The following is a 24693-nucleotide window of genomic DNA, read 5'->3' on the forward strand; positions in this document are numbered from 1 at the left end:
CGCCGCGGGCCGGCCGCACGGCGAGTGTCCTGGACTGTTGACATTCGGGCCGCCATGTTTCTATTGTTAGCACTCGCTCGGGCCGAGTGCTAACAGGCCCTCCGTCCCGACCACGAAGACCCACATCCACCGACACCAATCCAACAGGAGGAGATCGCTGGTGAGTGTACGTCCGCTTCATGACCGGGTGCTCGTCAAGAGGCTCGAAGAGGAGGAGCAGGTCCGGGGAGGCATCATCATCCCGGACGCTGCGAAGGAGAAGCCGCAGGAGGCCGAGGTCGTCGCCGTCGGCCCAGGCAAGATGCAGGAGAACGGCGAGCGTTCCGCGCTCGACGTCAGCGTTGGTGACCGCGTACTGATCGGAAAGTACTCCGGCAGCGACATCAAGATCGACGACGAAGACATGGTCATCCTGCGCGAGGACGAGATCCTCGCGGTCGTGGGATAGGCCGGAACTGGAGAGCAGACACATGGCAAAGCAGATCGTCTACTCCGAGGACGCGCGCGGCGCGGTCCTGCGCGGAGTCAACAAGCTCGCCGACGCGGTCAAGGTGACGCTCGGCCCCAAGGGCCGCAACGTCGTCCTCGAGAAGTCGTTCGGCTCCCCCACGATCACCAAGGACGGCGTCACGGTCGCCAAGGAGATCGAACTGAAGGACGGCCTCGAGAACATGGGCGCGCAGATGGTGCGCGAGGTGGCTTCGAAGACCTCCGACGTGGCCGGTGACGGCACGACGACCGCAACGGTCCTGGCGCAGGCGATCCTGCGCGAAGGCGCGAAGAACGTGACGGCCGGCGCCAATCCGATGGAGCTGAAGCGCGGAATCGAGCTCGCGGTGGGCGCCGCCGTCGACGCCATTCACGCCCTTGCCAAGGACGTGAAGGACAGCGAGGAGATCGCCAACGTCGGCACGATTTCCGCGAACAACGACGCCGAGATCGGCCAGATCATCGCCGAGGCGATGGACAAGGTCGGCAAGGACGGCGTGATCACGGTCGAGGAGGCCAAGGGCCTGGCGACCGAGCTCGAGGTCGTCGAAGGCATGCAGTTCGACCGCGGTTACCTGTCGCCCTACTTCGTCAGCGACGCGGACCGCATGGAGTGCGTGCTCGAGAACTGCGTCGTGCTCCTGCACGAGAAGAAGATCAGCTCGATGAAGGACCTGCTTCCGGTCCTCGAGCAGGTCGCCAAGCAGGGCAAGCCGATGCTGATCGTCGCCGAGGACGTCGAGGGCGAGGCGCTGGCCACCCTGGTCGTCAACAAGTTGCGCGGCACGCTGCAGGCGGCCGCGGTCAAGGCACCGGGCTTCGGCGATCGCCGCAAGGCGATGCTCGAGGACATCGCGATCCTCACAGGCGGCCGGGTGATCACCGAGGACCTCGGCATCAAGCTCGAGAACGTCCAGTGGCAGGACCTCGGCGAGGCGAAGAAGGTCGTCCTCTCCAAGGACGACACGACGATCGTCACCGAGTCCGGCGACACCGGTCGCCAGGCCGCGATCGCCGGTCGGGTCAAGCAGATCCGCAACCAGATCGAGGAGACAACTTCCGACTACGACCGCGAGAAGCTCCAGGAGCGGCTGGCGAAGCTGGTCGGCGGTGTCGCCGTGATCCGGGTGGGCGCCGCGACCGAGACCGAGATGAAGGAGAAGAAGGCTCGGGTCGAGGACGCGATGCACGCGACCAAGGCGGCCGTCGAGGAAGGCGTCGTCCCGGGTGGCGGCGTGGCCCTGCTGCGGGCAATCGACGCCGTCGCCGGACTCTCCGAGGACGGCGACCTGGGCGTCGGCGTCGACATCGTCGAGCGCGCGCTCGAGGAGCCGACCCGGCAGATCGCCGAGAACGCCGGCGTCGAGGGTTCGGTCATCGTCCGCGACGCGAAGGCGGAGACCGGCTCGACCGGCTACAACGCCGCGACGAACGGCATGGAGGACCTGCTCGCCGCTGGGGTCATCGACCCGGCCAAGGTCACCACGACGGCGCTGCAGAACGCCGCGTCGATCGCCGGCCTGATGCTGACCACGGAGGCTCTCGTCTCCGAGATCAAGGAAGAGAAGCCGGACGCCCCGCCCGCCCCCGACATGGGCGGCATGGGCGGCATGATGTAGGCGAGCCGGCTACCGGCAAGGACCTGAGGGCGGCCCTCCGGGGCCGCCCTCTCTTCTTGGTGCGGGTGCCCCCAGGCCGCCCCCTTCAACTCCCCGCCGTCGCGGCACTCCGGTCGCGGGAGCGCTTCTGTCGCGCCTTCTTGGGCGACGGCGCCACGTCCACCGGCAATCGGAGGAGAGACATCTCGCCACTGATCTCGTCTCGAACGCCGACCGCGACGTCGTACTCGCTGCGGGCGAGCTTCATGGAGATGTTGAACCAATAGACGCCGGCCTTGGCGGTCACTCCGCGGCGGCCCAGGGTGACGACTTTCTCCCTCGCGGCCGTGCGAACGCCGTTCTTGCGGTCCAGAGCGAGGAGCCAGAGCCGGAGTTCCGCCCGCTTCCGGCCCGGTCCCGGCAGCAGTAGCACGGACTCCTCAGGCACGACCACGTTGACGCCGAGCTTGAAGCGCTTCCGGCCGGTCTTGTTCGGCGGGTCAAAGCCGACCTTGATCGAGAGTGGATTGTCGAGATCGCCCAGGTACGTCGTGGCAAGCAGCCGGTCCGCCAGCCGCTCCGACAGGGGCTTGTCCCGGTAGCTCTCCCGGTGCTGGACTCTCCTGCCCGCCGCCGCGTGCGGAGCGAGTTCGACTCGGAGCTTCCGCACCTTGCCGGGACGCCGCTTTGCCGGCATGAAGCCGAGCGAGTAGGCCGCCTCTAGCTGCTCCGACGCCTCTAGCAGCAGCTCGACCAGATCGTTCGAGTTCGCCAGCAGCTTGCCTCCGGTCTCGGCGGCGATCGCGTGCATGCCGCTCTGAGAGCTCAGCCGATGTACGGAGTCGTTCTCGAACAGGGAAGACGACATGCCCAGAGGCAGCGACGCGTCGGCTGCCAACCCGGCGCGTACACCGGCAGCGTCCACGGCGTAGAACGTGACCCGGTTCGCGTTGGCGTGGCGCGTCAGCAGATCGAAACGCCTGCTTTCGTCGGAACCGGCAAGCTCCGACATGAGTCGCGAGGTCGCCCGGCGGTCGTTCGCGCAGTGCTGATGCGCCAGATAGCTCCACACCGCCTCTCCCGGTTGCCGAGGCAGACTGTCGCTCACGTAGAGGACCGCCTTCTTGCCCGGAACGCCCCCGAGTACGCTCACCAGGTCGGCGAGTCCGGCCACCGCGGCGGCGACGCGGTTCGCTTCCTCCGCTGCGTGCCGGCGCGCGATCGCCATGTAAGGCCCATCGCATGCCGGATCCGTCTCGACGATCTCCAGGATGGCCCTTTGCCTCGCCACGTGCTGAGCCAGACCGCGGGTCGTGGCCCGGCGCCGAAGCGCCGCCGCCTCCAGAACCCGGTCCAGATCCGGCGTCGGCGGCGTCACGATCTCCAGACGGTCGCGGAACGTCGCCAGCATGTAGCGGGCACCCCAGTCTCGCCAAGGCGTTACCGCCTCGGCAAGCCGTCTCAGCGCCCGCGTCCGATGCGGACCGTGGAGGTTCGCGTCGTCGAGGTAGAGCACCACCGTCAAATTGCTTGCGGCACCGGCCGAGGACGCGCCGTGACTCCCGGACCGCGTGACCCCGGCCGGCTTCGCGCCCAGAATCGACTCGAACTCCGCGAAGTTGCTGATCTCGACTCGCTCGCCGTCGGCGTAGAGCTCGAAGTCGTCCCGGCCGAGCCCGCGCACCGGTCGACCCTTGCGGTCCGTCACGACGACGTCGACCTCGATCACCTCGACATCGACCGACTCCACGAAGGCCCGGTCCGGCGTCTGGCCGCTTACCGCGGCGGCACCGAAGAGCCACACCAAGACCAACCCCCCGGATGTCCAGAAGCGCTTGAGAGCCGGTCTTGAGCGCCGCGCCTGAGTGATTGCCGCGGGCAACAGAGACACAACGGTTGTCACAAGCACAATCGCACGACTCAGGGTGGCAGGTCGCGTCTGCGATCCGGCAGCGCAGAATCGGAACAGCGCAGCAGTGCTTCGTTCCTTGCGGCCAGACCGAGCGGGGGTTCGGTCGGCACCACAACCATGGAGCGGAGTCGTCCGCCGCGCTGGAAGGCAAACTCGACAGGAACACCTTCCCTGACCTTGCTCCCCAGGCTGTCCAGGGCCTCGCGATGCGACGCGAATCGCACCTCCGCCCCCGAGACCATCTTCAGAACATCACTCTCTCTGATGCCGGCCGTCTCCGCAGGAGTTCCCGGCACCACGTAGAGGACTGTCAGCAGCCCCGAGTTCGGATCGACCTCGAACCCGAACCCCAAGTAACCCGGCTTGTCGGATTCCCCGTCAGCATACGCGGCAACGCACAATCCGAGAGCCAGCACCGAACCGGCCACGAGTCTCTTCCGCATCACGATCTCCTTTACTGGCCTACTTGATTCTCGGTCCACGGAACCACGGTGGCCGGGACACACGCCTCGTCGTAAGACGGGCACCACAGATACGATCCAGGAGACAGGTCGCGGACGACAACCTCGTCCCCGTCATCCAGCACAGCATGGCGAGCGAGGGTCCTGAGCTCGTCCAAACCGATGGCTGCCCCCGACTCGGTAACGAGTCGCCCCCCCAATCGTCTCGGAAGGCGGAGATCACCCCTGTACCGCGCCAACTCCACGGCAATCGCGCCGTCAGGTGTCGTTTTCTGCCGCACACCTGCAGCGCCGAACTCCTTTGCCCATACGAAGACGTCCACATCAGAAACCGGAGCCGGAAGCCAGAACACTCCCTGTCCGTCCAACGACATGGGGGATTTCCCATCTACGGCCGATCCGGATCGCACCCATGCGGCCGCCCTGCTCACCGGAGCGCCATCTGAACGGACCGCGACCCTGATCTGTTGCTTCTGTTGCAACCGCAGTTCCAGTTCGGGAGGCGAGAGGCCGTCGTCAACACGGAACTGGATGTGGCCGGACGCGAGCATTACTCCCCCGCCGTCCAATAGCTCGGCAGACGCCAAGAATCTGCCGGCTGGCAACCCCACGACCGTGAAGCCACCGGAGGCCCCCTCAGATCGCGTCACCCAAGGCCCAATGCTGAGAGAACCCTTGGTGAACGTCTTCTGCGCGCGCTCGATCTTGACCCGGGCGCCCTTGACGCCACGGAGTACGTCTTCCTCAAAGGCAACGACGCGCCCGTTCACGCGACCTGCAGCCAGATCGATCTCGATACGAGCGACGCCGTCGTCATCCGCTTCGGCCTCGATGAACCCAACGTGCTCGACAGTTTCCGGATTATGGCCCTCCCAGCCCCCTTCCCAAGACCCCTCGCAAGGGTCGCACTCCGGCGCAGCGGTGAGCTCCGTGTACCACTCGCCTTCTCGCGGCAAGAGTCCCCGGAACACGCCCCCCTCCCGACTCCGCATGGCAACCCGTTGGACGCCCCACATGCCCCCGAACCACAGCATGGCTCCTTCCACCACATCGCCGCCACGGCGCAGGATCCCTTTGACAGGGAGCAACGCAAGCTCCAAGACGGTGTAATCCGTGCCCAGGAATCGGATTGACTCCTGGTGATACCGGTCTCCCTGTTGGCTAGAGACTTCAAGCTCGTAGTGCCCTTGCGGCAGCCCATCCCAAGTGAAGAGACCGCCTTCGGAGGGTGCCCCCGCGATCGGTTCTGATCCGTAACTCACGACCTGATCCTCGTTGTCCAGCTCAACAGCCGTAGCGGTCACGGCGAGACCAGTCAGCGAGGCTCCCTGAGCGCCCCTAAGCTCGACCGTTAGAAGGTTCGACGCCGCGCTCTGCAGATCGCCCACGTCAATCCAATCGTCCAGAGACTCAATGCGGACCGGCCACCGATCCAAGGGCGAGTCGACCAGCCTCAACGAGAATCGCCCAGGAGACAGTCCCTCCAGCTTGAACGAACCTGTCGCGTCGGCCCACGTTGTGACGGGGATGCGCCCGTCATCGCCGACCAGGTAGACAGCGGCAGGAGAGCCAGACAGCCGCCCGCTCACCGTCGCGCCGGTCCTCGGTTCGTTCAACTCGAAGCTCAGATCCTCGGAGCTGTCCGTGAGCGTCGTTCTCCATGCCTGGAACAGCCCCATCCAGACGCGAAGGCGCGTCGTCTCACCCGCGGCAAACGGGCATGTGACGATAAACTCTCTTTCTCTGTCCGCCCACTCGCCATCGCAAGGGCCACGGTAAAGACCAGGCGGCAGTCGCTTTCCTGGCGCCCACACCCGGCCAAGGACATAGAGGTCCTCGTGAGCGAGACGCTCCAATGCTCGGTGAGAGCTGCGAACCCGCAGGACGACTCTGCGCTCTGGAACCAGGAACAGCGGCTCCAGCGCACCCTCCGGCGGCACATACACCGACGGCGACCAGGCCCCCGGAGCTACCGCCCGAACGACCACGCCTACCTCAGAAGCGGGAACATCGACTCGGAACCCCTCCAACGCCACGTCGTAGGGGAGTTCCCAAGAAGCGACGCTGTCTCGGGTGATCGGGTCGAGTGCCTGGAACGTCACCGACTCCAGATCCAACTTCCTGTCACCAACCTCAACGACCTTCAATTGCATTTGCGCCAGCGCAGGAGCCGCTAACCAAAGGAAGGGGATCAGGCAGGATGCAATAGACGCAGTCAGCGCGGCGAACCACTCTCTGAACCGGCAGCCCTGCCGCCCGCACTGGTTACTCATATCTCAAGCTTGCCGTTGAAGTCCCGTGTCCATTGAACTTGCCGTGCACCCGCCGTCGCAGACGCGGTTGCACTCCGCGGCGGCAAACTGCGTGGGCACCAAGAGCCCGAAGAACAGCATGGACAGGATCACGTCACGCATCGGCGTGGATCTCTTGAAGAACACTCGCATAGCACCTCCTCTAGTGGCTTGTTGCAGCTTTGCCCTACGGGTGCCGGTAGCGGGCCGCCAAGGACGGCATTCTCATGACCGGACTCTCGTTGCTGTCTCGTTCATGATGCTCCGGCGCCTCAGACAGCAATCACGATAGCCAGCCTTCGGAGCCTGTGGACATGCTCCGGCGAAACAGAAACCGGACAACAGCCGACCCGAATCGGACAAACCGAACAGGAAGCCTTCCGGACCGCCAGACTTCGTGATCACCGCCAGCCTCGTCATCCCGTTTGCGGTTGCGTGACGCTGATATCGTCCGCCCGTTCCACGACCGCCCGTCGAGACCGAGACCCCACACCCCATGTCATCGACTCCACACGTTCAACCCGTGTGGCTCTGGTGGAGCGGCGGCAAGGACTCGGCGTGGGTCCTGCGCACGCTTCGGAACGACCCGAAGTGGGACGTTCGCGGGCTTGTGACCCAGATCAACCGGCACAACGGCCGGGTCGCCATGCATGGAGTCCGCCGATACATGGTCGAGCGGCAGGCGGCCGCGGTCGGCCTCCCGCTTCACGTCATCGAGTTCGACTGGGCAGCCGCCGAGAACGACCACGAGGCCGCCATCGAGGAGGGCCTGCTCCGCCTGTGCCAGGGCAACAACGAGAAGTTCCTCGCGTTCAGCGAACTCTTCCCGGGCCGGGCCATGAAGCGCCGGACGGCTCTTCTCAGCCGCCTCGGCCTTCACCCCCTGTTCCCTCTCTCGGGCCGCGACCCGGCCGACCACGCCGCGGAACTCCTGAGGGCCGGCGTGAAGGCATGGGTGTGCTCAGTGGAGACGGACCGATTGCCGGCCGAGCGCGCGGGTTGCCCCTTCGACAAGGACTTCGTGGGGGCGCTGCCCCGAGGCGTCGACCCCTGCGGCGAAAACGACGAGTTCCACACGTTCGTCGAATGGGCGCCTGGGTGGTCGTCGCGAGTGCCAACGACTCCTGGCGGCAGGATCGAGTGCTACGGCTTCGGGTTCGCGGAGATGGAAGAGTCGCCTCAGGAGCCACAGGCGGAAGAGCCTGGCACCCGAGATGGCGGCGCGCACGAAGATCGCCAAGCGCCTCGCCGGCTCACGGCAGCCAACGACCCGTTCGACTACTACGCGAGGCTGCGGAGGGTTCGAGAGCACGTCGATCACCATCTCGCCGAACCTCTGGACCTGCACGCGTTGGCGCCCGTCGCGGCCATGAGCGTCGGAGGGTTCGGCAGGTTCTTTCGCAAAGCCACCGGCCAGTCGTTCCACGATTGGCTGGTCGGTCGCCGCCTGGAGCGAGCCGTCGTCCTCCTCCGGGACCACAACGAACCGATTGGGCGAGTGGCCGAGGCCGTCGGCTTCGGGTCCGAACGAACGTTCCGAAGGTTGTTCCAGAAGAGATTCGGCTCTCCTCCGTCCCGGTTCCGGTCCCAGGTGCGCGACGAAGGCGCCTAGTCTCTCTGGCCAGCCACCCGGTCATCGTCAAGCAAGGCCGCGACCACCTCGTCGACCGGCACACCCTCCGGCTCACCACGGAAACCGGCGAGCCGGACGTAGGCCTCCGCCGCGGCGCGGTGGAACCCATCCGGCAGCCCCGCCGCCTCGAGGGTCGAGGCGATCTCCTCCATCTCGCCGGCGAAGCGCCATGCCTTCGGAGCCGCCGTGGCCGCGGCACGCACGCTTCGCTTCTCCAATCCCGGCTGGGATCGGCTCCACTCCCCGAGGAGGCCATCTTCCACCCCGTAAGCCCTGGCGGCGGCCCGCAGCGAGAGCAGCAAGGCCGCGCTGCCCTTGGTGAAGCCGGCGTAGCACATCTTGAGCGCCGAGGCGGCGCCGACATCTGCGTCGAGATCGATCGCCTCGAGGGCCGAGTCCTCGAACAGAGCCACCAGTTCCGCCGCGGCGTCTCCAGAGACGTAGAGCCGCGTGGTTCCCCGCCGGACCGCCGGCGGCCCGACGATGCCGCCGTCCACGAACCGCGTTCCGCCCGCCGCCGCGGCTCCCGCGATCTCGAGCGCCGTGGCGGGCGACACCGCGTTCGCATCGAGATAGAGGCCATCGAATCCGGTCGCTGCGACAGCCTCGGCAAGGGCCAGGGCGCCGTGAGGAGGGCAGACCGAGAGCACGGCGTCGGCCGCCGCGGTCACCGCGGCGAGCGTCTTCAGATCGTCGAAGCCCCCGTCTGCGGCCCGGGCACGGGTGTCGCGGCTGCGTCCCTCGGACGCCCACACGACCCGGACCGGCTCCCGCACCGCCGCGCCGACGGTGACGCCCATCGCCCCTGGATGGAGCAGGCCGACAGTGGCGATCGTCAAGGCAACGCGCGCGGATCGACGGCCGAGGTCAGCCGCCCGATGTCTCCGCCCTGGCGGCGGCCTCGGCTTCCGCGTCCTCCGCCCGGGCGCCGCGCAGCAGGTTCAGCATGCCGTAGTTCCCCTCGTGGCAGGCGTACTCGAACATGGGCAGTGGATTCCTGCTCATCGGAATGACCGCCGTCCACGGACCCGCGAAGGACTCCGGGTCGTCGATCGTGTACTCGTAGACGAGCCGGTCCTCCCCCACCCGCGTAAACCTCTCGGTCAGGCGCATGCTCGGGCCCGAACCCCGGAAACTCGTCTGGTCGGTGAAGTTCGTCGTCACGACGACCAGCGTGTCGCCCTCCCAGTGCCCCCGCGAGTCACCCCGCCACTGCCGCACGTCCTCCGCCAGGGTCGGCCGGCCGTCGAGCGGCACGACCCGCGAGTCGTGGACCATCTCGACCAGGAGCACGACCGTGTCCTCGGTCTGGAAGATCTGGACGTTGTTGTTGTAGGCGCTCGGACTCATCGGCGGTCCGGCGTTGAAGCCCAGGATGCAGCGTTCGGCTACGCCCCGGTCCTCGGGGCCGTGGGCCGGCCGGCGACGCGCCGCAAGGCGCTCCGCGACCCGTTGCTTCGCCGCGTCGGTCAGCTCGGGAATCCGGCCGTCGGGCGGGTCGACGATGAGGGACGTCCGCCGATCCTCGGTCAGCTTGTCCCCGTAGTCCCACCAGAACTGGTTGTAGGCGTTCGCGACGTCGGCCTGCGCCGAAAGGCCGTCGCTCGTCCGCCGGTCCTTGTTCCGCCTTGCCAGCGTCCGCTGCTCGAACTCGGCCGCGGCCTCCGCGCTGCCGAAGCGCGCCTGCTCGCCGAGCTCCTCCGGCCGCTCGAGCGGCGTGATCGTCCGGAAGTCCCAGACCCCGCGAAGGTCGGGCGCTCCCCAGGCCGTCCGCTCCAGCTCCGGCGAGTCCTGCTGCGCGACGAGGGGCGTGCCAGCCAGCACGACGATGGCGAACACTGCGATCGGCGCCTTCCGCTTGCACATGCGAGTCTCTCCTTCGTGGCGTAGCCTGAGTTTACTCGGCGGCCTGCTGGTCACGCGTCGACGAGGACCGGTCCGGCGGCCGGCAGAACCAGATCGCCGCCGCGCCAAGGACCGCGAGGGCAGCGAGTGTCCAGAGCGTGCCGGCATAGGAGCCCGTTCGATCCGCCGCACCGCCGGCCAGGACGGGTCCAAGCGCGCCGATGACACCGATCAGGGCGATCCGGATGCCGGTCGTGCCGACGAACGCCGCCCGCCCGAAGAACAAGCCGAACACGACCACTTCGCTCGTGTAGGCAGTGCCGTAGGCCACGCCGATCGCGAAGACGCAAGGATACGCCACGACCGCCGAGTTCGCCGACACGAAGACCGACAGCGCGACCGCGTTGACCAGCAGAGCCAGCGCGAGGACGCGCATCGGCGACATGAAGTCGCCCAGCGAGCCGGTCAGCCGACCGAACAGGCTGGCGCCGACCCGTACGCCCAGGATGGCCGACGCGGCGAACGTCGTGAAGCCGAGGTCTTGCAGATGAAGGGCGCCGTGGGCGGACACGACTCGCCACGGCACGGTGTTCGCCGCCGTCGCGAAGGTGGCGATCCAGAACTGGGGAGTGCGCAGAGCCCATAAAAGGGCGCCCTTCGCTGCCGACGCGCCGGCCGTTTCGGAGTCGCCCGCCGCCAGCGGTGCCTCTATCCGATGACCCGTCTCGCCAGCGTCCAGGCCTTCAGGATCGTCCGGCGGCAGTCCGTCACGACGCTGGCCGATGTCGCTCGGCTGATTCCGGACGAAGAGAACGGCGATCGCCGCGACAAGCAGGGAGATCGCTGTGACGATCTGCCAGCCGACGCGCCAGTCCCACGACTCGACCACGAGCCCGGCCGCCGGCTGCCATAGAAAGCCGACGATCGCGGCGCCCGACAGGATGATCGCCGTCGCCCGCGCCCGGTACTTGCGGAACCAGAAGATCGGGATCGTCTGGGCCGGCAGCAGCGTCGAGAGACCGATCCCGATACCGCCGACGAGCGAGTAGCCGAGGTAGAGCTCGGTCGCGCTCGAGGCTTCGCTCACCACCCAGAAGCCGCTGGCGGCGCAGAGCGCGCCCGCCGTGACCGTGGCCCGGACGCCCCAACGACGGATGGCCGCCGCCGCGAGCAAACTGACCAGGCCGTACGTGAACGTGAACGCCCCGAACATCTGGCCGATCTGCTGGCGGGTCAAACCCAGATCGTCGACCAGAGCCGGCGCAAAGATGCCGTGGCCGTAGTAGGCCGGAGCGATTCCGAGGCCGTAGATCAGGAAACCCACGGCGACCATCGGCCAGCCGTAGAACTTCCGTCGAGATTCGCGCGGAATCGTCAAGTCGCCAGGTTCCCCAGCTCAACCCGTGCCGTCGGCGGCCGGCGACGCATCCGTGTACAGGTGGCAGGCGACCCGCGCCGCGCCGACCGCTTCGAGGAGGGGCTCCACACGGTCGCAGTGGTCGAGCACCTTCGGACAACGCGGGTGGAAGGCGCAGCCCGGAGGCGGCTCGCGGACGCTCGGGACCTCACCGGCGATCAATCGATGCGGCCGGGCCGCCTCGATCACGGGGTCCGGCGTCGGCACGGACGCCAGCAGCGCCTCCGTGTACGGGTGCCGGGGCCGCTCGAACAGTTCGTCCCGAGCCGTGATCTCAACGATCCGCCCCAGGTACATCACCCCGATCCGGTCGCTGATGTGGCGCACGACCGACAGGTCGTGGGCGATGAACAGGTAGGTCAGGCGGAGCTGTTCCTGCAGGTCCATCAGGAGATTGAGCACCTGCGCCTGGATCGAGACGTCGAGCGCCGACACCGCTTCGTCGCAGATCACGAGATCGGGCTCGAGCGCCAGCGCGCGGGCGATGCCGATGCGCTGGCGCTGGCCGCCCGAGAACTGGTGCGGGTAACGGTTCGCCATCGCCGGCAGCAGGCCCACGATGTCGAGCAGCTCCGCCACGCGCGCGCCGTAGCGCCGGCGGTCGCCGGCCAGGCCGTGGACCTTGAGCGGCTCGCCAACGATCTCTCCCACCCGCATGCGCGGGTTGAGCGAGCCGAACGGATCCTGGAACACCATCTGCATTCGCCGCCGGACTCCTCGCAACTGCTTCTGGCTGTGGGCGGTCACGTCCTCACCGCCGAACACGATCCGGCCGGCGGTCGGTTCGAGCATGCGGAGGATCGCGAGGGCGGTGGTCGACTTGCCGCAGCCGCTCTCCCCCACCAGGCCGAACGTCTCGCCGCGCCGGAGTTCGAACGACACCCCGTCGACCGCCTTGACGGAGCCGACGCGTCGTCGCATGAGCACTCCCTCCGTGACCGGAAAGTGGACCTTCAGGCCCTCGACCCGAAGCAACACCTCGCTCCCGGGAGATGACCGCGAAGCCGATGCATCCACGGCAACATCCGTCGTGATCATGCGCTTCCGGCGCCGATCAGGCCGCTGGCTCCTCTTCGGCTCGGTAGCAGGCCCAGGCCCGGGCAGCACCATGCGCGACGAGCGGCGGCGGCGCCTCCAGGCAGCGCTCATGAGCGTTGGGGCAGCGAGGCTCGAAGGCGCAGCCCGCGGGCAGCGCCGAAAGGTCCGGCGGCTGGCCTTCGATCGACTCGAGACGGCCGCCGGTGTCGCCCTCGAGCCTGGGCACCGAGCGCAGGAGTCCCTGAGTGTAGGGATGCCGCGGATCCGCGTAGAGCGCCGCGGCCGGCCCGCTCTCGACGATCCGGCCGCCGTACATGACCGCCACCCGGTCGGCGTAGCGGGCGACCACGCCGAGATCGTGCGTGATCAGGATGAGCGCCGAGTCCGTCTCCCGGGTGCGTTCCTTGAGCAACTCGAGGATCTGCGCCTGAACCGTGACGTCGAGCGCCGTGGTCGGTTCGTCGGCGATCAGGAGGCGCGGGTGGCACGCCAGGGCCATCGCGATCATCACTCGCTGGCGCATGCCGCCCGAGAACTGGTGCGGGTAGTCGCCAAGCCGCTTCTCCGCGTCCGGAATCGCGACCGACCTGAGCAGGTCCACGGCCTGCTCGAGAGCCTCGCGCCGTTTGAGCCTGCGGTGCAGGCGCAACGGCTCGGCAACCTGGCCGCCGATCGTGAGCACGGGATTGAGCGAGGACATCGGCTCCTGGAAGATCATCGCGATCCGGTTGCCCCGAACCGCCCGGATGCCGGCCTCATCGAGAGCCAGCAGGTCGCGGCCCTCGAACAGGATGCTCCCCTTCTCGATCCTCCCCGGATCCGGGATCAGACGCAGGATCGAGAGCGCGGTGACGCTCTTCCCGGAGCCGCTTTCCCCCACGATCGCCAGTGTTTCGCCGGGCGCGACCTCGAAGGAAACCGAGTTCACCGCGCGAACCGGCGGTCGCTCACCGAAGCCGGAGCGGAAGGAGACGTCGAGATCCTGGACCCGTAACAGCGGCTCCGGCGCGGCCCCTCCGCTCAAAAGCCCATCTCCCGCTTCATCTCCTGGTCGATCCAGAGCCGCGCGTAGATCGGACCCGGACGAACCGCCCCGGCCCGCAGCTCGCCGCCGTAGTTCTTCACCCACGGCCACCAGGCCGTGTAGATGTACGGCACGGGCAGCCAGAGGTAGGGCGCCTCGTCCAGCATCTCCTTCGTGATTTGCTTGACGATCCGCTGCCGCTCGGCCTCGTCCCGGGTCAGGAACATCTCGTGGATGCGACGGTCGAGTCCCGGGTCCGACCACATCGACGGATTCCAGGTCTGGCCGGTAACGAAGTTCTTGCGGAGCGTGGTCGTCGGGTTCACGTGGCCGCTGGCCATCAGGTAGCCGGGACCGTGGGTGCGGGTGGTCATCATCGACAGGTAGGCCGCGTACTCCACGACCTCGATCTCGATCGTCACGCCGATGCGGTCCAGGTAGCTTGCGAGCAGCGGCGCCAGCTCCATCCGCATCGCGTTGTTGGCCGACACCTGCATCCTGAAGGTGAAGCCGTCGGGGTAACCCGCCTCGGCCAGCAGGCGGCGCGCCTTCTCGGGCTTGTACTCGAACAGTTCCTGCACCGACGGCGGCATCGCCTCGAGCGGCTCGAAGTACCCCTCCCACGAGGGATGCTGAGGGTAGGCGAACAGCTCCGCGTTGCCGCCGAAGAACAGCTCGACGATCTCCCGCTGGTTCACCGCGAGGTTGATCGCCCGCCGCACTCTCACATCGTCGAACGGCTCCTGGTCGACCCGCATGACCATGAAGGTGCCGCCCGTCGACAGCCAGCGCGACCAGCGCAGCTCGGGGGTCGTCTTCTTCAGGTGGTCGACGGCGATCCAGCGGATGTACTCGAGGATGTCCAGCTTGCCCGTGCGTATGGCGGTCAGGTAGGTCGCCTCGTCCTTGATCGTGCGGTAAGTGAGCTTGTCGATGAAGGGGATCTCGTAGGTCTGGCTGCCGACCGTGGTCCGGTCCCAGTAGTCCGGCCTGCGGGCGTAGGTCTGCGAATTGCCCGGGATGAACCGCTCCAGCGAGAACGGACCGGTGCCGGTGACGTTCCGCCAGTCCTTGGCGTCGACTTTGCCCAGTTCCCGCGGCCCGATGCCCGAGAAGTAGCCGTAGCCGAACCGGTAGTCCCACTCGGCGTTGAACTCCCCGAACTCGAAGACGACCGTGTGGTCGTCCCTGGCCACGACGCGGTCGATGTGGTCGAAGTAGGTCGGGATCGCCTTCGGGCTGTCGCGCAGGCGCTCGTAGCTGAACACGACGTCGTGGGCGTCGAGTTCCCGCGCCCCCATCACCCCGGGCTTGGCCGGGAACATCATGCCGCGCCGGACCTCGATGACCAGGGTCAGCGGGTCTTCCCATTCCCAGCTCGCGGCCACCTCGCCGCGGATCGTCTCGGGGGACATGTACGCCTCGGAGACGAAGCGCTGATCGCCGCCCCGGACCGCGGCCTGATCGAGATCGGCGACGAAGAGCTGCTCGTAGAGCATCCCCGTGTCGTGGTTCTGCTTCCAGTTCCAGTCCGTCGTGTCCCAGGACAGCGCCGACAGGGTGACGTAGACCGTGCCGACGTTCAGCTCGCCGCCATAGCGGGGCGGCTCCACCGGCACCGGGCCGGGCTCAAAGGACAGGTCCGCGCCCATGTCCGTGCCGCCGGCCGACGACGGGGAGCGAGCCGGAGGCGCGTCACCGCACGCGCCAACAACGAGGGTCAGAACTACCGTGAGCGCTACGCCGCTGCGGCGTCGTTCAGCCAGGTCTCTCATGTGCCTCTCATCCGTGGGTCGAGAAGGTCCCGCAGCGCGTCGCCGAAGACGTTCGCGGCGTAGACGACGACGGTCAGGCAGATGCCAGGCGCCAGCGCCAGCCACGGACCCAGGTACAGGTAGGTGCGGCCGTCGCCGGAGAGCATGCCGCCCCACGTCGGCGCCGGCGGCGGCACGCCGAGGCCCAGAAACGAAAGCGCCGCCTCCGACAGGATGACGGCTCCGACGCGGGTCGTGAACAGGACGATGACGACCGGCATCACGTTGGGCAGGATGTGCCGGCGCAGAATATGGAATGTGCCGGCGCCGACCGACTGCGCGGCGTGGGTGTAGACGTGCTCACGCACCGAGGTCACCGCGCCGCGCACGATGCGGGAGCCGGCGATGCCGTAGAGCAGACCCAGGATGATCACGATCTGGGTGATCCCCGGTCCCACCACCGACACGATGACGATCAGGAGCACCAGGTCGGGGAAGGTCATCCAGGCGTCGACCAGGCGCTGCGTGAGCATGTCGAACCAGCCGCCGAGGTAGCCCGAGAGGACGCCGATCAGGATCGACACGACCGTCGCCAGGGCAGCCGCGCAGAAACCCACGATCATCGACAGGCGGGCGCCCATCAGGACCCTCGAGAACAGGTCGCGGCCCAGGTGGTCCGTGCCGAGCAGGAACTGGCGCGACGGCGGCTCGAGGCGATGCGCCAGGTCGGTTTCGTTGATGCCATACGGAGCGAGCACGCCGGCGAAGATGCCGGAGAACAGGAAGATCGCGAAGACCACCGCGCCCGCGGCACCCAGCGGCTTGGTCCGGAATAGGCGGACCGTGAAGCGCCACCAGCGCGGTTGGTCGCGGACCGGCAGGGCGTCCGGAGCGGCTGCGGCGACGGTGGTCACGACATGCTCATCCGTAGCGCACCTTGGGGTCGAGCCAGCCGTAGCTCAGGTCGACGAGCAGGTTGATCAGCAGAACCGCGACGCCGACGACCAGGAAGACGCCGGAGATCACCGGGTAGTCCCGCTCGTAGACGCCCTCGAGCAGCAACAGTCCCATGCCCGGAATGACGAAGATCTGCTCCATCACGACGGCGCCGCCGATCAGCAGCGGCGCCTGCAGTCCGATCAGGGTGACGACCGGGATCAGACCGTTCTTCAACGCGTGCCGGACGACGACCACCCGCTCGCGAAGCCCCTTGGCGCGGGCCGTGCGCACGTAGTCCTGGCGCATCACCTCCAGCATCATCGTCCGGGTCATCCGCATCGTCACCGCGGACAGGGAAAGGCCGAGCAGGATCGCCGGGACGATGAGGTGCGTGAGGTTCGCGATCGGATCGACGAGGAACGGCGTGTACTCGAGTTCCGGCGCCCAGCGCCACCAGACCGACGGGAACACCATGACCAGGGTGCCGAGCCAGAAGCCGGGAATCGCCAGCATCAGGAGGGAAAACGATCGCGCCGCGTAGTCGACGGCCGAGTCCTGACGCGTCGCCGAGAGGATGCCGACCGGCACCGCGACGGACAGCGCGATGACCAGCGCCAGCAATCCCAGCTCGAACGTGACAGGCAGCCGTTCCAGAATCTGCTCAAGCACCGGGGTGCTCCGCCAGAGAGACTGACCCAGGTCGCCGCTCAGCGCGTTGCCCGCCCAGCGCACGTACTGGGAGACCATCGGCTGGTCGAGGCCCATCGCCGCCTCCAGCGTTTCCCGGTCCAGGCTGGTCGAGACGTCGTTCTGCGCCAGCATCAGGTCGATCACGTCGCCGGGGATCACCCGCATCGACACGAAGACGATCAGACTGGCGAAGAAGAGGGTTGGCACCATCGCCAGCAGCCGCCGCAGGATGTATGTCTTCATGGAAGGTGTATGAGAATACAGCCCGCCGGAACCACATGGGGACGCTGGCGTCCCCGGAAAGCGACGGCCTTCCCTCAGAGCCATGATCATCCAGGCCCGGACTCCGCTTGACCTCCGCAGGTCGGCCGCGCTGGCAGCTCTCTTCTCCAGCCTCGCTCTGGGAGCCGCGGCCGCACCACCCTCCCACGCCCAGACGGAGCCGGCGCGCGCCACTCATCGGACCGAGGCCGCTCGCCTCTCTGCTGCTCTGGAGGGCTCCTGGGTGCGGAACGAGGATCTGAGCGAAGACCCCGCCGCGAGGGTCGCCGGTCAATTCGCCTCACCCGCCCTGCGGCGGTTGGCCGATGACCTGACCGGCAGCCGCCACCGTCTCCTGATCGAGTTCCCGGGGCCGGACGTGCTGGTCAGGAACGCCAGGGGTGAGAATCTCCGTCTCCCGACCGACGGACTCGCCCGCTACGACCGCGCCGGCAACGCCAGCAACGCCTTCCTGGCCGAGGATTCGCTGGAGATCGTCACCAGGGGTGATGACCCCTGGGCCTGGCTCTGGACCGAGACGTTCTACCGTCAGGGCGACCGGTTGGTCCAGCTGACAGAGACCCAGAACTTCTCGAGCCCCGACCTGCTGTTCCGTACGGTGTACGACCACGCCGACGGCAGACCGCCTCCCTGGCCCTCGGCCACCGCCCGGCGGAGTCCCTCTTTCCTGGAGCCGGCGGCGATCCGCATCGTGCCGCCGCGCCGCGGCTACCGGGAGTTGCTCGCCGGTCCGGTCCAGGTCCGGACCCTGATCATCGATCCACTCGTCCGGTCGGTCGAGTTCCGTCTTGACGGAGCGCGCGTGAAGAAGTCCGGGAAGCCTCCCTTTTCCGCCCGCATTCGCCTGGACGATCCACCGCGCCCGCAAACGCTGGAAGTACGGGCCTACGACAGCGCGGGAGTGCTCGCCGGCACCGATCAGTTCGTTCTGAACCGACCCGACTCGCCCTTCGAAGTCCGCATCGCCGGAATTCGGTCGACTGCCTCAGCCGAGCCTCCGGCGCTCCGCGTCACAGCCAACATCTCGGTGCCCCGCACGGCAACGCTCACACGCGTGACCTTCTATCGCAGCGATCATCCGGTCGCCACGCTCGACGATCTGGATCCCGGCGCGAATCGAGGCGAGGCGCGCGTCATCCCTGTGGACACGCAGATCGAAGGCATCTCGCCTGGTGACTTCGTTCGGGTCACCGCGCAACTCGCCGACGGCCGGCAAATGGAAGACGCCGAACTCCTGGAGGGCGCCGAACACCGCAGCGAGATCGACGTGCAGCTCGTGCAGCTCCAGATCCTAGTCGTCGACCGAAGAGGAAACCCGGTAGGCAACTTGACCGCTGACGACTTCGAGATTCGCGAGAACCGGGCGTGGCGCTCGCCGGAGAACCTCCACGCGTCCGACGACGTCCCCCTCGTGCTCGGCGTCGCCATCGACTCGTCGGAGAGCATGTACCTGGTCTGGCAGCAGTTGCACACGGTCGTCCGCGCCTTCCTCGAGGGCGCCCTTGCCGAGGAAGATCGTGCCTTCCTGGTCGACTTCGACGACACGGTCCGCCCACTCCAGGCGCTCACAGGGAGCCAGCCGCTGCTGCGCGCCAGACTCCACCGGCTGCTCGCCCAGGGCGGCACCGCGCTCAACGACGGCATCCTGTTCTCCCTGCTCCAGTTCCGAGCCGAACCGGGCCGCCGGGCCCTGGTCGTCGTGACCGACGGCGACGATCTCCACAGCCGCACGAAGCGCGCGCAGGTCGCGGACTTCGCGGAGCGCATGGGTGTTCCGATCTACTTCATCGCACTCGGCTGGAGCGATCCCAGGAGCACTCTGGTCAAGAGACTCAGCCGGCAAACCGGCGGCCGTCTGTTCCGAATCCACCCGGGCCAGTCCCGAAAGGTACTGGCGAGAGAGATGCAAGCCGTCTTCGACCGGATCAGGGCGGACCTCTGGCACCAGGTTGTGCTCACCTACTACAGCGACCGACCGTCCGGAGCGGACCTGGAGCCGGAGGTTCGGACGACACGCAGAGGTCTCACCGTGAAGAGTGTGCTGCCGCTGGAGGCGCTGCAGTAGCGGTCGTGATCGCCGCGGCCATCCTGTTCACGGTCCTCCTGACCGCCGTCATCTCCGGCGTGCTAGGCATGGCCGGCGGACTGATCCTGATGGCCGTGCTGGCGAGCGTCCTGCCGGTCAGCGGAGCGATGATCCTCCACGGCGCCGTGCAGGCGACATCGAACGGCGCCAGGTTCCTGTTCCTCCGTGACCGCATGCTGTGGTCTGTGCTGCCGTGGTATGCGGCCGGCGCCTCCCTCGCGGTGCTGCTGTTCGTAGCGATCGCCTTCGTGCCCGACCCGGCCCTGGTACTGATCCTGGTCGGCAGCTTCCCATGGCTGGCCCGGCTCCTGCCGGTGCTGCGAGGGCTCGACGTGCGCAACCGGCGTACGGCCGCACTCTGCGGCCTGACCGTGACCGGCGCTCAGCTCCTGGCAGGGGCTTCCGGACCGCTACTCGATGTCTTCTACCTCGAGACCAGGGTCGACCGCCGGACGATCGTCGCCACGAAGGCGTTTACCCAGACGGTCGGGCATCTCCTAAAGATCGGCTACTACGTGTGGGTGTCACGAGCGGTGCTGCCGGAGTCACCTGACAGCCGGCTTTCCCCTTGGCTGATCGCTGGAGGCATGATCCTCGCCGTGGCTGGCGCGCGGATCGGCACGCGCCTCCTCGACCGATTCGATGACGGGCAGTTCCGGCGCGTCACCGGACCGGTGATCCTCGCGCTCGGCGCGATCTGTGCTGCGAAGGGCGTGCGGGACCTGCTGGCGACGTAGCGAACCCACGAAGTTGGCCTGTATCCTGCATTCAGGAAGGTTGTCACCATGACCAGGACGGAACACACCCGGGGCCGCCGGTCAGGCCCGGGACGGTTCGACGGCGCCTCGCTCGCCGCGGGCCTCTTCGGCCTTCTTCTCTGCGCATCGGCCGCGGCGCCAGCGCGCGCTCAGGAGCCGGCCAACCCGGACGAGCCGACCGCGACGGCTCCGGCCGACCCGATCGCCGCCATCCCGGGCATCTGGATTCGCGACGAGCGCCTGAGCGAAGACCCGATCGAGAAGCTGGAGGAGACCTACGGGCAGACCTTCGGCGGCGGGCCGGGCCGATCGCCTGGCGCAAACCCCGGCAGCGGACGCACGGGGGGCTTCGGCCGCGGCGGCCAGGGCCCTTCCGGGCGCGGGGGATACGGCGGCCGTGGCGGATTCGGGAGCGGGCGCGCCGGCACACAGCCCGGGGGTACGCAGGACGGCCCGGCGGGGATGCGGGAGATGGCGCGCCACCTTGCGGAGCGGCTCGACGTGCTGCTGATCCGGATCGACGACCCTCAGGTCCTGGTCCGGAACGCGAAGCGCGAAGACCGGATCCTCTTCCTCGACGGGCGCGACGTTGCGGACGGCTTCGGCGGTCGCAGCCGCGCGCGCCTCGTCGGCGACTCGCTCGAAATCGAAACCTCCTCCCAGGGACGGCAACGGATCGAGACCTTCTATCTGGAGGGAGAGCACCTCGTGCTCGTCACCGACCTCCAGGGCGGGCGGTACGCCGACCTGTCGTTCCGGACGGTCTTCGAACGCTCCGGCGACGCTCCGGCGGTCGCGGTTTCAACGCCCGCGACGGGCGCCCGCGACCTAGGGGCGGGGCCAGACGAGGACGGCTTCAACAAGGCAGACTTCCTGCCACCGGTCCGAGGCGGGAATGCGCGCCGCCGCCCCGATCGCGCAGACGGCGACCGGAGCGCCCGTCCCGCGACGATCCGCATCCTGCCGCCCGAGCGCGGCTACCGCGAACTGATCACCGGTCAGGTGCTGATCCAGACCCTCACGATCGACCCGCAGATCGCGGTCGTCGAGTTCCTGCTGGACGGCGAGCCGGCCACCCGCGTGACGACGCCACCCTTCGAGGCACGCATCGAGCTCGCCGATCCGCCCCGTGAGCAGGCGATCGAGGTCAGGGCAACCACCGCACGGGGCGCCTACGCCGGCGCGGACAAGATCGTTCTGAACCGACTCGATCCCCCGTTCGCGGTCCGTATCGCCGGGATCACGCCCGGCGAGACAGGCGGCGAACCGACCGTCCGGGTCGAGGCGGGCGTCGCCGTCCCCCGCTCCGAGACCCTCGAGCGCGTCGAGTTCTACCGCACGGAACGGCTCGTCGCCGCCTACAACGACTTCGAGGGTGAAGCGGGCCCGAGCGGCGTGTGGAGCGTTGCCGCCGACGTGCCGACCTCCGGCGCCTCGCCACAGGACTTCGTCCGGGTCGTCGCTCGCCTGGGGGACGGCCGGGAACTCGAGGACGTCGAGTTACTCCAGGGCGCCGAGTTCAGCGACGAGATCGACGTCCAGCTCGTCCAGCTACAGGTCCTTGTCGTCGACCGGAGCGGCCGCCCGATCCGCGATCTCAAGCCGGAGGACTTCGAGGTTCGCGAGAACCGTGAGCGACGCCAGGTCGAGACCCTCTACGTCTCGAACGACGTGCCCCTGTCACTGGGCCTCGCGATCGACTCGTCCGGGAGCATGGAGCCGATATGGCGCCGCACGAACGCAATCGCCCAGGCGTTCCTGGAGGGTGCCCTGACCTGGCGCGACCAGGCCTTCCTGGTCGACTTCGACTCAACGCTGCGCCTGGTGCAACCGCTCACCGGCAGCAAGCCGCTACTGGCGCGCGGCCTGGAGCGTCTCTTCCCCCAGGGCAACACCGCCCTCTACGACGCGATCCTGTTCTCTCTGCTTCAGTACGGCGAGGCACCCGGCCGCCGCGCCCTGGTCGTCGTCACCGACGGCTTCGACTCGAACAGCCGGTCGGATCCGACCCGGGCGATCGACTTCGGCAAGCGCCTGGGTGTGCCCGTCTACGTCGTCGCCATGCGCTCGCTCGGATTCGGTCCGACCACGATGGAGGACGCCAACCTGCGCAACAGCATGCGGCTGATCACGGGGCCTACCGGCGGGCGCCTGTTCCAGATCGAGTCGATCGACCAGATGGCCAACGTCTTCGACCACATCGAGGAGGAGCTCCGGAGCCAGTACGTGCTGACGTACTACAGCGAACGCCCGTTCGGCACCGCCGTCGAGCCGGAAGTCCGAATGACCCGGAGAGGCCTCAAGGTGCGCAGCGCTCTGCCGCTCGAAGCGATCGAGTAGAGCGAACGCGGAGCGACGCTAGTGACCGGCGCGGCTCGCTTTAGGACTGGCTGCGGGAGGGCGATCGCGGCGGCTGTCCTTCTGGTAGCGCCACAACTTCCGAGCCCCGAGCCGGCGCACAGTCAGGAGATCGCCGCCACCAGCGACCTTCCGGCTGAGAGCGCCACTCTTCCCGCCGCCGTGCTCGGCCCCTGGATCCTGAACGCAGAACTCAGCGAGGATCCGATTCTCAGGGCTCAGCAGGCGGCACGGGAGGGACGGTGGATCTCGTCGACCCTGCAGGAGCAGGCAAGAGACTACGCTGCTCGACGCGCGTCCATCCTGGTGGGAATCGAGGACGACTCGCTTCTCATCCTCGACGACCAGGGCGAGACCCTCGCCTTCCCACTCGACGGCTCGTGGCAGTCCCTCGACCGCCAGAACCAGGGTCGGGCCCTCGGGTCCGGCGACACGCTCTCCATCGAAATCGTCGCCAACGAGTGGCTCGGAGTCGACACGTTCGTCCGCGAGCAGGACCAACTCGTGCGCTCGACTCACTTGCGAAGCCGCGGACTGGCCAATGTCGGTGTGAGGTTCCGCATGGTCTACGATCGCCCGGCAGTCGGCTCGGCATCGGAGCATCCGTTCGTCGACACGGTGGGTGGCTTTGCCCGGCCGTCGACGATCCTGATCGTGCCGCCGGAACGCGGCTACCGCGAACTGCTCAGCGGCAGGGTCGGGTTCCAGACGCTGGTCATCGATCCGGTCGTCACCGCCGTCGAGTACCGTCTCGACGATCATCCCCCGAAGCGGATCAGGCAGCCACGCCATCGGACGCACATCGAACTCGACGACCCGCCACGCGAGCAGATGCTGGAGGTCTTCGCGTATGACGCCGACGGCGACCTCCAGGGAACCGACAGGCTCATCCTGAACCGCGTCGATGGGCCTGCCGCGATCCACATCGCGAACATCCGTAGTGAACCGGAAGGCGGCGCCCCGGCCGTCGTAGTCGGCGCAACTGTCTCACCGCCCTGGTCAGCACACCTCGAACGGGTCGAGTTCTACCGTAGCGAGAGCCTCGTCGCCGCCCTGGAGGACTTCGGCGAAGCCACACAAACGCGGCCCCCGCAGACGATCCACGTCGAGGCTTTGATCGAAGACCCCGAACCGGATGACTTCGTTCGCGTCAAGGCGAAGCTCACCGACGGCCGGGAGCTGGAGGACGCCGAACTCCTCCAGGAGGGCGCCTACCGGGCCGAGATCGATGTTCACCTGGTTCAGATCCAGGTGCTCGTCACGGACCGCGAAGGCAACCCCGTGAGTGCACTGAAGCCGGAAAACTTCGACATCCGGGAAGGCAGCAGGCGAATCAAACCGGAACGGCTTCACACCGCAGACGACGTCCGCCTGCTTCTGGGTCTCGCGATCGACTCGTCGGAGAGCATGCGGCCCGCATGGGGTCATCTGCGGCACGTGGCCAGGAGTTTCCTCGCAGGCGCCCTGGCGCCCGAGGACTCCGCCTTCCTGGTCGACTTCGACGATACGGTCCGTCTCCTCCAACAGCCAACCGCAGACAAGCGACGGTTGGAAGCGCGCCTCGGACTGCTGGTCCCGGGCGGCGGCACGGCCCTGAACGACGGGCTTCTGTTCTCGCTGCTCCAGTTCCGCCGTGAGCCGGGGCGCCGGGCTCTGGTCGTGGTCACCGACGGCGTCGACCTGGACAGCCGCTCGCCCTGGCAGCAGGCCCCCGACTTCGCCGAGCGCCTGGGGATCCCGATCTACTTCATCGAGCTCGACCGGTCGGTCAAGCCCGTGATCGGAAACGGCGACCTCGCCAGCAGAACGCCCGACACGACGCTGCTGCGCGAGCAGGCGCGCAGACGGCTCAGACGAGTCAGCCGGCACACCGGCGGGCGCCACTTCCACATCGACCTCGTCGCGCACGACGTGTCATGGACGGCGCGAGTGGACCGGGCGTTCGACCAGATTGAAGAGGACCTGCGGCACCAGCACGTCCTCACCTACTACACCGACCAGCCATCCGGCGCTCACGCCGAGCCCGAGATCCGGGTAACCGAACGCGGACTCACGCTCCGGAGCGCGGTGCCTCTCCGGGCGATCGAGTAGTTCACGAGCGCGAGATCACAAGTGGCA

At 67.8% G+C, this 24693-nt stretch carries 18 protein-coding genes; 7 read left to right on the plus strand and 11 right to left on the minus strand.

Annotated elements, in window-relative coordinates:
* The first annotated feature begins 160 nt into the window (after positions 1–160).
* On the plus strand, positions 161–448 hold the full coding sequence (locus OXG83_07025) for a co-chaperone GroES (GenBank protein ID MCY3964770.1): 288 nt from the start codon (positions 161–163) through the stop codon (positions 446–448).
* Between the two features lie 22 nt (positions 449–470).
* A complete protein-coding gene (gene groL / locus OXG83_07030) occupies positions 471–2108 on the plus strand; it encodes a chaperonin GroEL (protein MCY3964771.1) in 1638 nt (545 codons plus the stop codon).
* 85 nt (positions 2109–2193) lie between these two features.
* Here the strand turns inward: groL and OXG83_07035 are convergent, their stop codons facing one another.
* The 3 genes from OXG83_07035 to OXG83_07045 all read right to left on the minus strand — a co-directional run bounded on the left by OXG83_07035 (position 2194) and on the right by OXG83_07045 (position 6607).
* Entirely contained in the window at positions 2194–3891 is a 1698-nt protein-coding gene (locus tag OXG83_07035) for a VWA domain-containing protein (protein ID MCY3964772.1), read from the minus strand.
* Positions 3892–4007: 116 nt separating this feature from the next.
* Positions 4008–4427, minus strand: coding sequence for a PDZ domain-containing protein (locus tag OXG83_07040; protein MCY3964773.1), 420 nt, complete (start codon positions 4425–4427; stop codon positions 4008–4010).
* A 26-nt stretch (positions 4428–4453) separates the two neighbouring features.
* Complete coding sequence (locus OXG83_07045) at positions 4454–6607, minus strand: carboxypeptidase-like regulatory domain-containing protein (protein ID MCY3964774.1); 2154 nt, start codon at positions 6605–6607, stop codon at positions 4454–4456.
* 640 nt (positions 6608–7247) lie between these two features.
* Between OXG83_07045 and OXG83_07050 the strand changes: the two genes are divergently transcribed.
* Complete coding sequence (locus OXG83_07050; protein ID MCY3964775.1) at positions 7248–8363, plus strand: helix-turn-helix domain-containing protein; 1116 nt, start codon at positions 7248–7250, stop codon at positions 8361–8363.
* Here the strand turns inward: OXG83_07050 and OXG83_07055 are convergent.
* Genes OXG83_07055 through OXG83_07090 form a run of 8 tightly spaced genes read right to left on the minus strand, consistent with a single transcriptional unit; the run spans position 8360 to position 17334 of the window.
* Entirely contained in the window at positions 8360–9223 is an 864-nt protein-coding gene (locus tag OXG83_07055; GenBank protein MCY3964776.1) for a DUF1932 domain-containing protein, read from the minus strand. The genes OXG83_07050 and OXG83_07055 overlap by 4 nt on opposite strands.
* A 28-nt stretch (positions 9224–9251) precedes the next feature.
* A complete protein-coding gene (locus OXG83_07060) occupies positions 9252–10250 on the minus strand; it encodes a hypothetical protein (protein MCY3964777.1) in 999 nt (332 codons plus the stop codon).
* A gap of 31 nt (positions 10251–10281) precedes the next feature.
* On the minus strand, positions 10282–11607 hold the full coding sequence (locus tag OXG83_07065; GenBank protein ID MCY3964778.1) for an MFS transporter: 1326 nt from the start codon (positions 11605–11607) through the stop codon (positions 10282–10284).
* An 18-nt stretch (positions 11608–11625) separates the two neighbouring features.
* Positions 11626–12684, minus strand: coding sequence for an ATP-binding cassette domain-containing protein (locus OXG83_07070; GenBank protein MCY3964779.1), 1059 nt, complete (start codon positions 12682–12684; stop codon positions 11626–11628).
* Between the two features lie 16 nt (positions 12685–12700).
* Positions 12701–13708 carry an ABC transporter ATP-binding protein gene (locus OXG83_07075; GenBank protein ID MCY3964780.1) on the minus strand — a complete coding sequence of 336 codons (1008 nt, stop codon included), beginning with the start codon at positions 13706–13708 and terminating at the stop codon, positions 12701–12703.
* Positions 13705–15483: an ABC transporter substrate-binding protein gene (locus tag OXG83_07080; GenBank protein MCY3964781.1), complete on the minus strand. Its 1779-nt coding sequence runs from the start codon at positions 15481–15483 to the stop codon at positions 13705–13707. Before OXG83_07080 ends, OXG83_07075 begins: the two co-directional genes overlap by 4 nt.
* Positions 15480–16343 (minus strand): ABC transporter permease, encoded by an 864-nt coding sequence (locus OXG83_07085; protein MCY3964782.1) that lies wholly within the window; start codon positions 16341–16343, stop codon positions 15480–15482. Before OXG83_07085 ends, OXG83_07080 begins: the two co-directional genes overlap by 4 nt.
* 40 nt (positions 16344–16383) lie before the next feature.
* Positions 16384–17334 carry an ABC transporter permease gene (locus OXG83_07090; protein ID MCY3964783.1) on the minus strand — a complete coding sequence of 317 codons (951 nt, stop codon included), beginning with the start codon at positions 17332–17334 and terminating at the stop codon, positions 16384–16386.
* A gap of 82 nt (positions 17335–17416) precedes the next feature.
* Here OXG83_07090 and OXG83_07095 point away from each other — a divergent pair, with 82 nt between their 5' ends.
* From OXG83_07095 to OXG83_07110, 4 genes are all read left to right on the plus strand, one after another.
* The gene (locus OXG83_07095) at positions 17417–19438 is read left to right on the plus strand and encodes a VWA domain-containing protein (GenBank protein MCY3964784.1); all 2022 of its coding nucleotides are present in this window, start codon (positions 17417–17419) and stop codon (positions 19436–19438) included.
* A gap of 5 nt (positions 19439–19443) precedes the next feature.
* The gene (locus OXG83_07100; protein MCY3964785.1) at positions 19444–20196 is read left to right on the plus strand and encodes a sulfite exporter TauE/SafE family protein; all 753 of its coding nucleotides are present in this window, start codon (positions 19444–19446) and stop codon (positions 20194–20196) included.
* A gap of 48 nt (positions 20197–20244) precedes the next feature.
* Positions 20245–22557, plus strand: a complete 2313-nt coding sequence (locus tag OXG83_07105; GenBank protein MCY3964786.1) for a VWA domain-containing protein — start codon at positions 20245–20247, stop codon at positions 22555–22557.
* A 180-nt stretch (positions 22558–22737) separates the two neighbouring features.
* Complete coding sequence (locus OXG83_07110; GenBank protein ID MCY3964787.1) at positions 22738–24666, plus strand: VWA domain-containing protein; 1929 nt, start codon at positions 22738–22740, stop codon at positions 24664–24666.
* Positions 24667–24693 lie beyond the last annotated feature (27 nt).

The organism is Acidobacteriota bacterium (assembly GCA_026707545.1).
Classification (GTDB): Bacteria; Acidobacteriota; Thermoanaerobaculia; order Multivoradales; family Multivoraceae; genus Multivorans.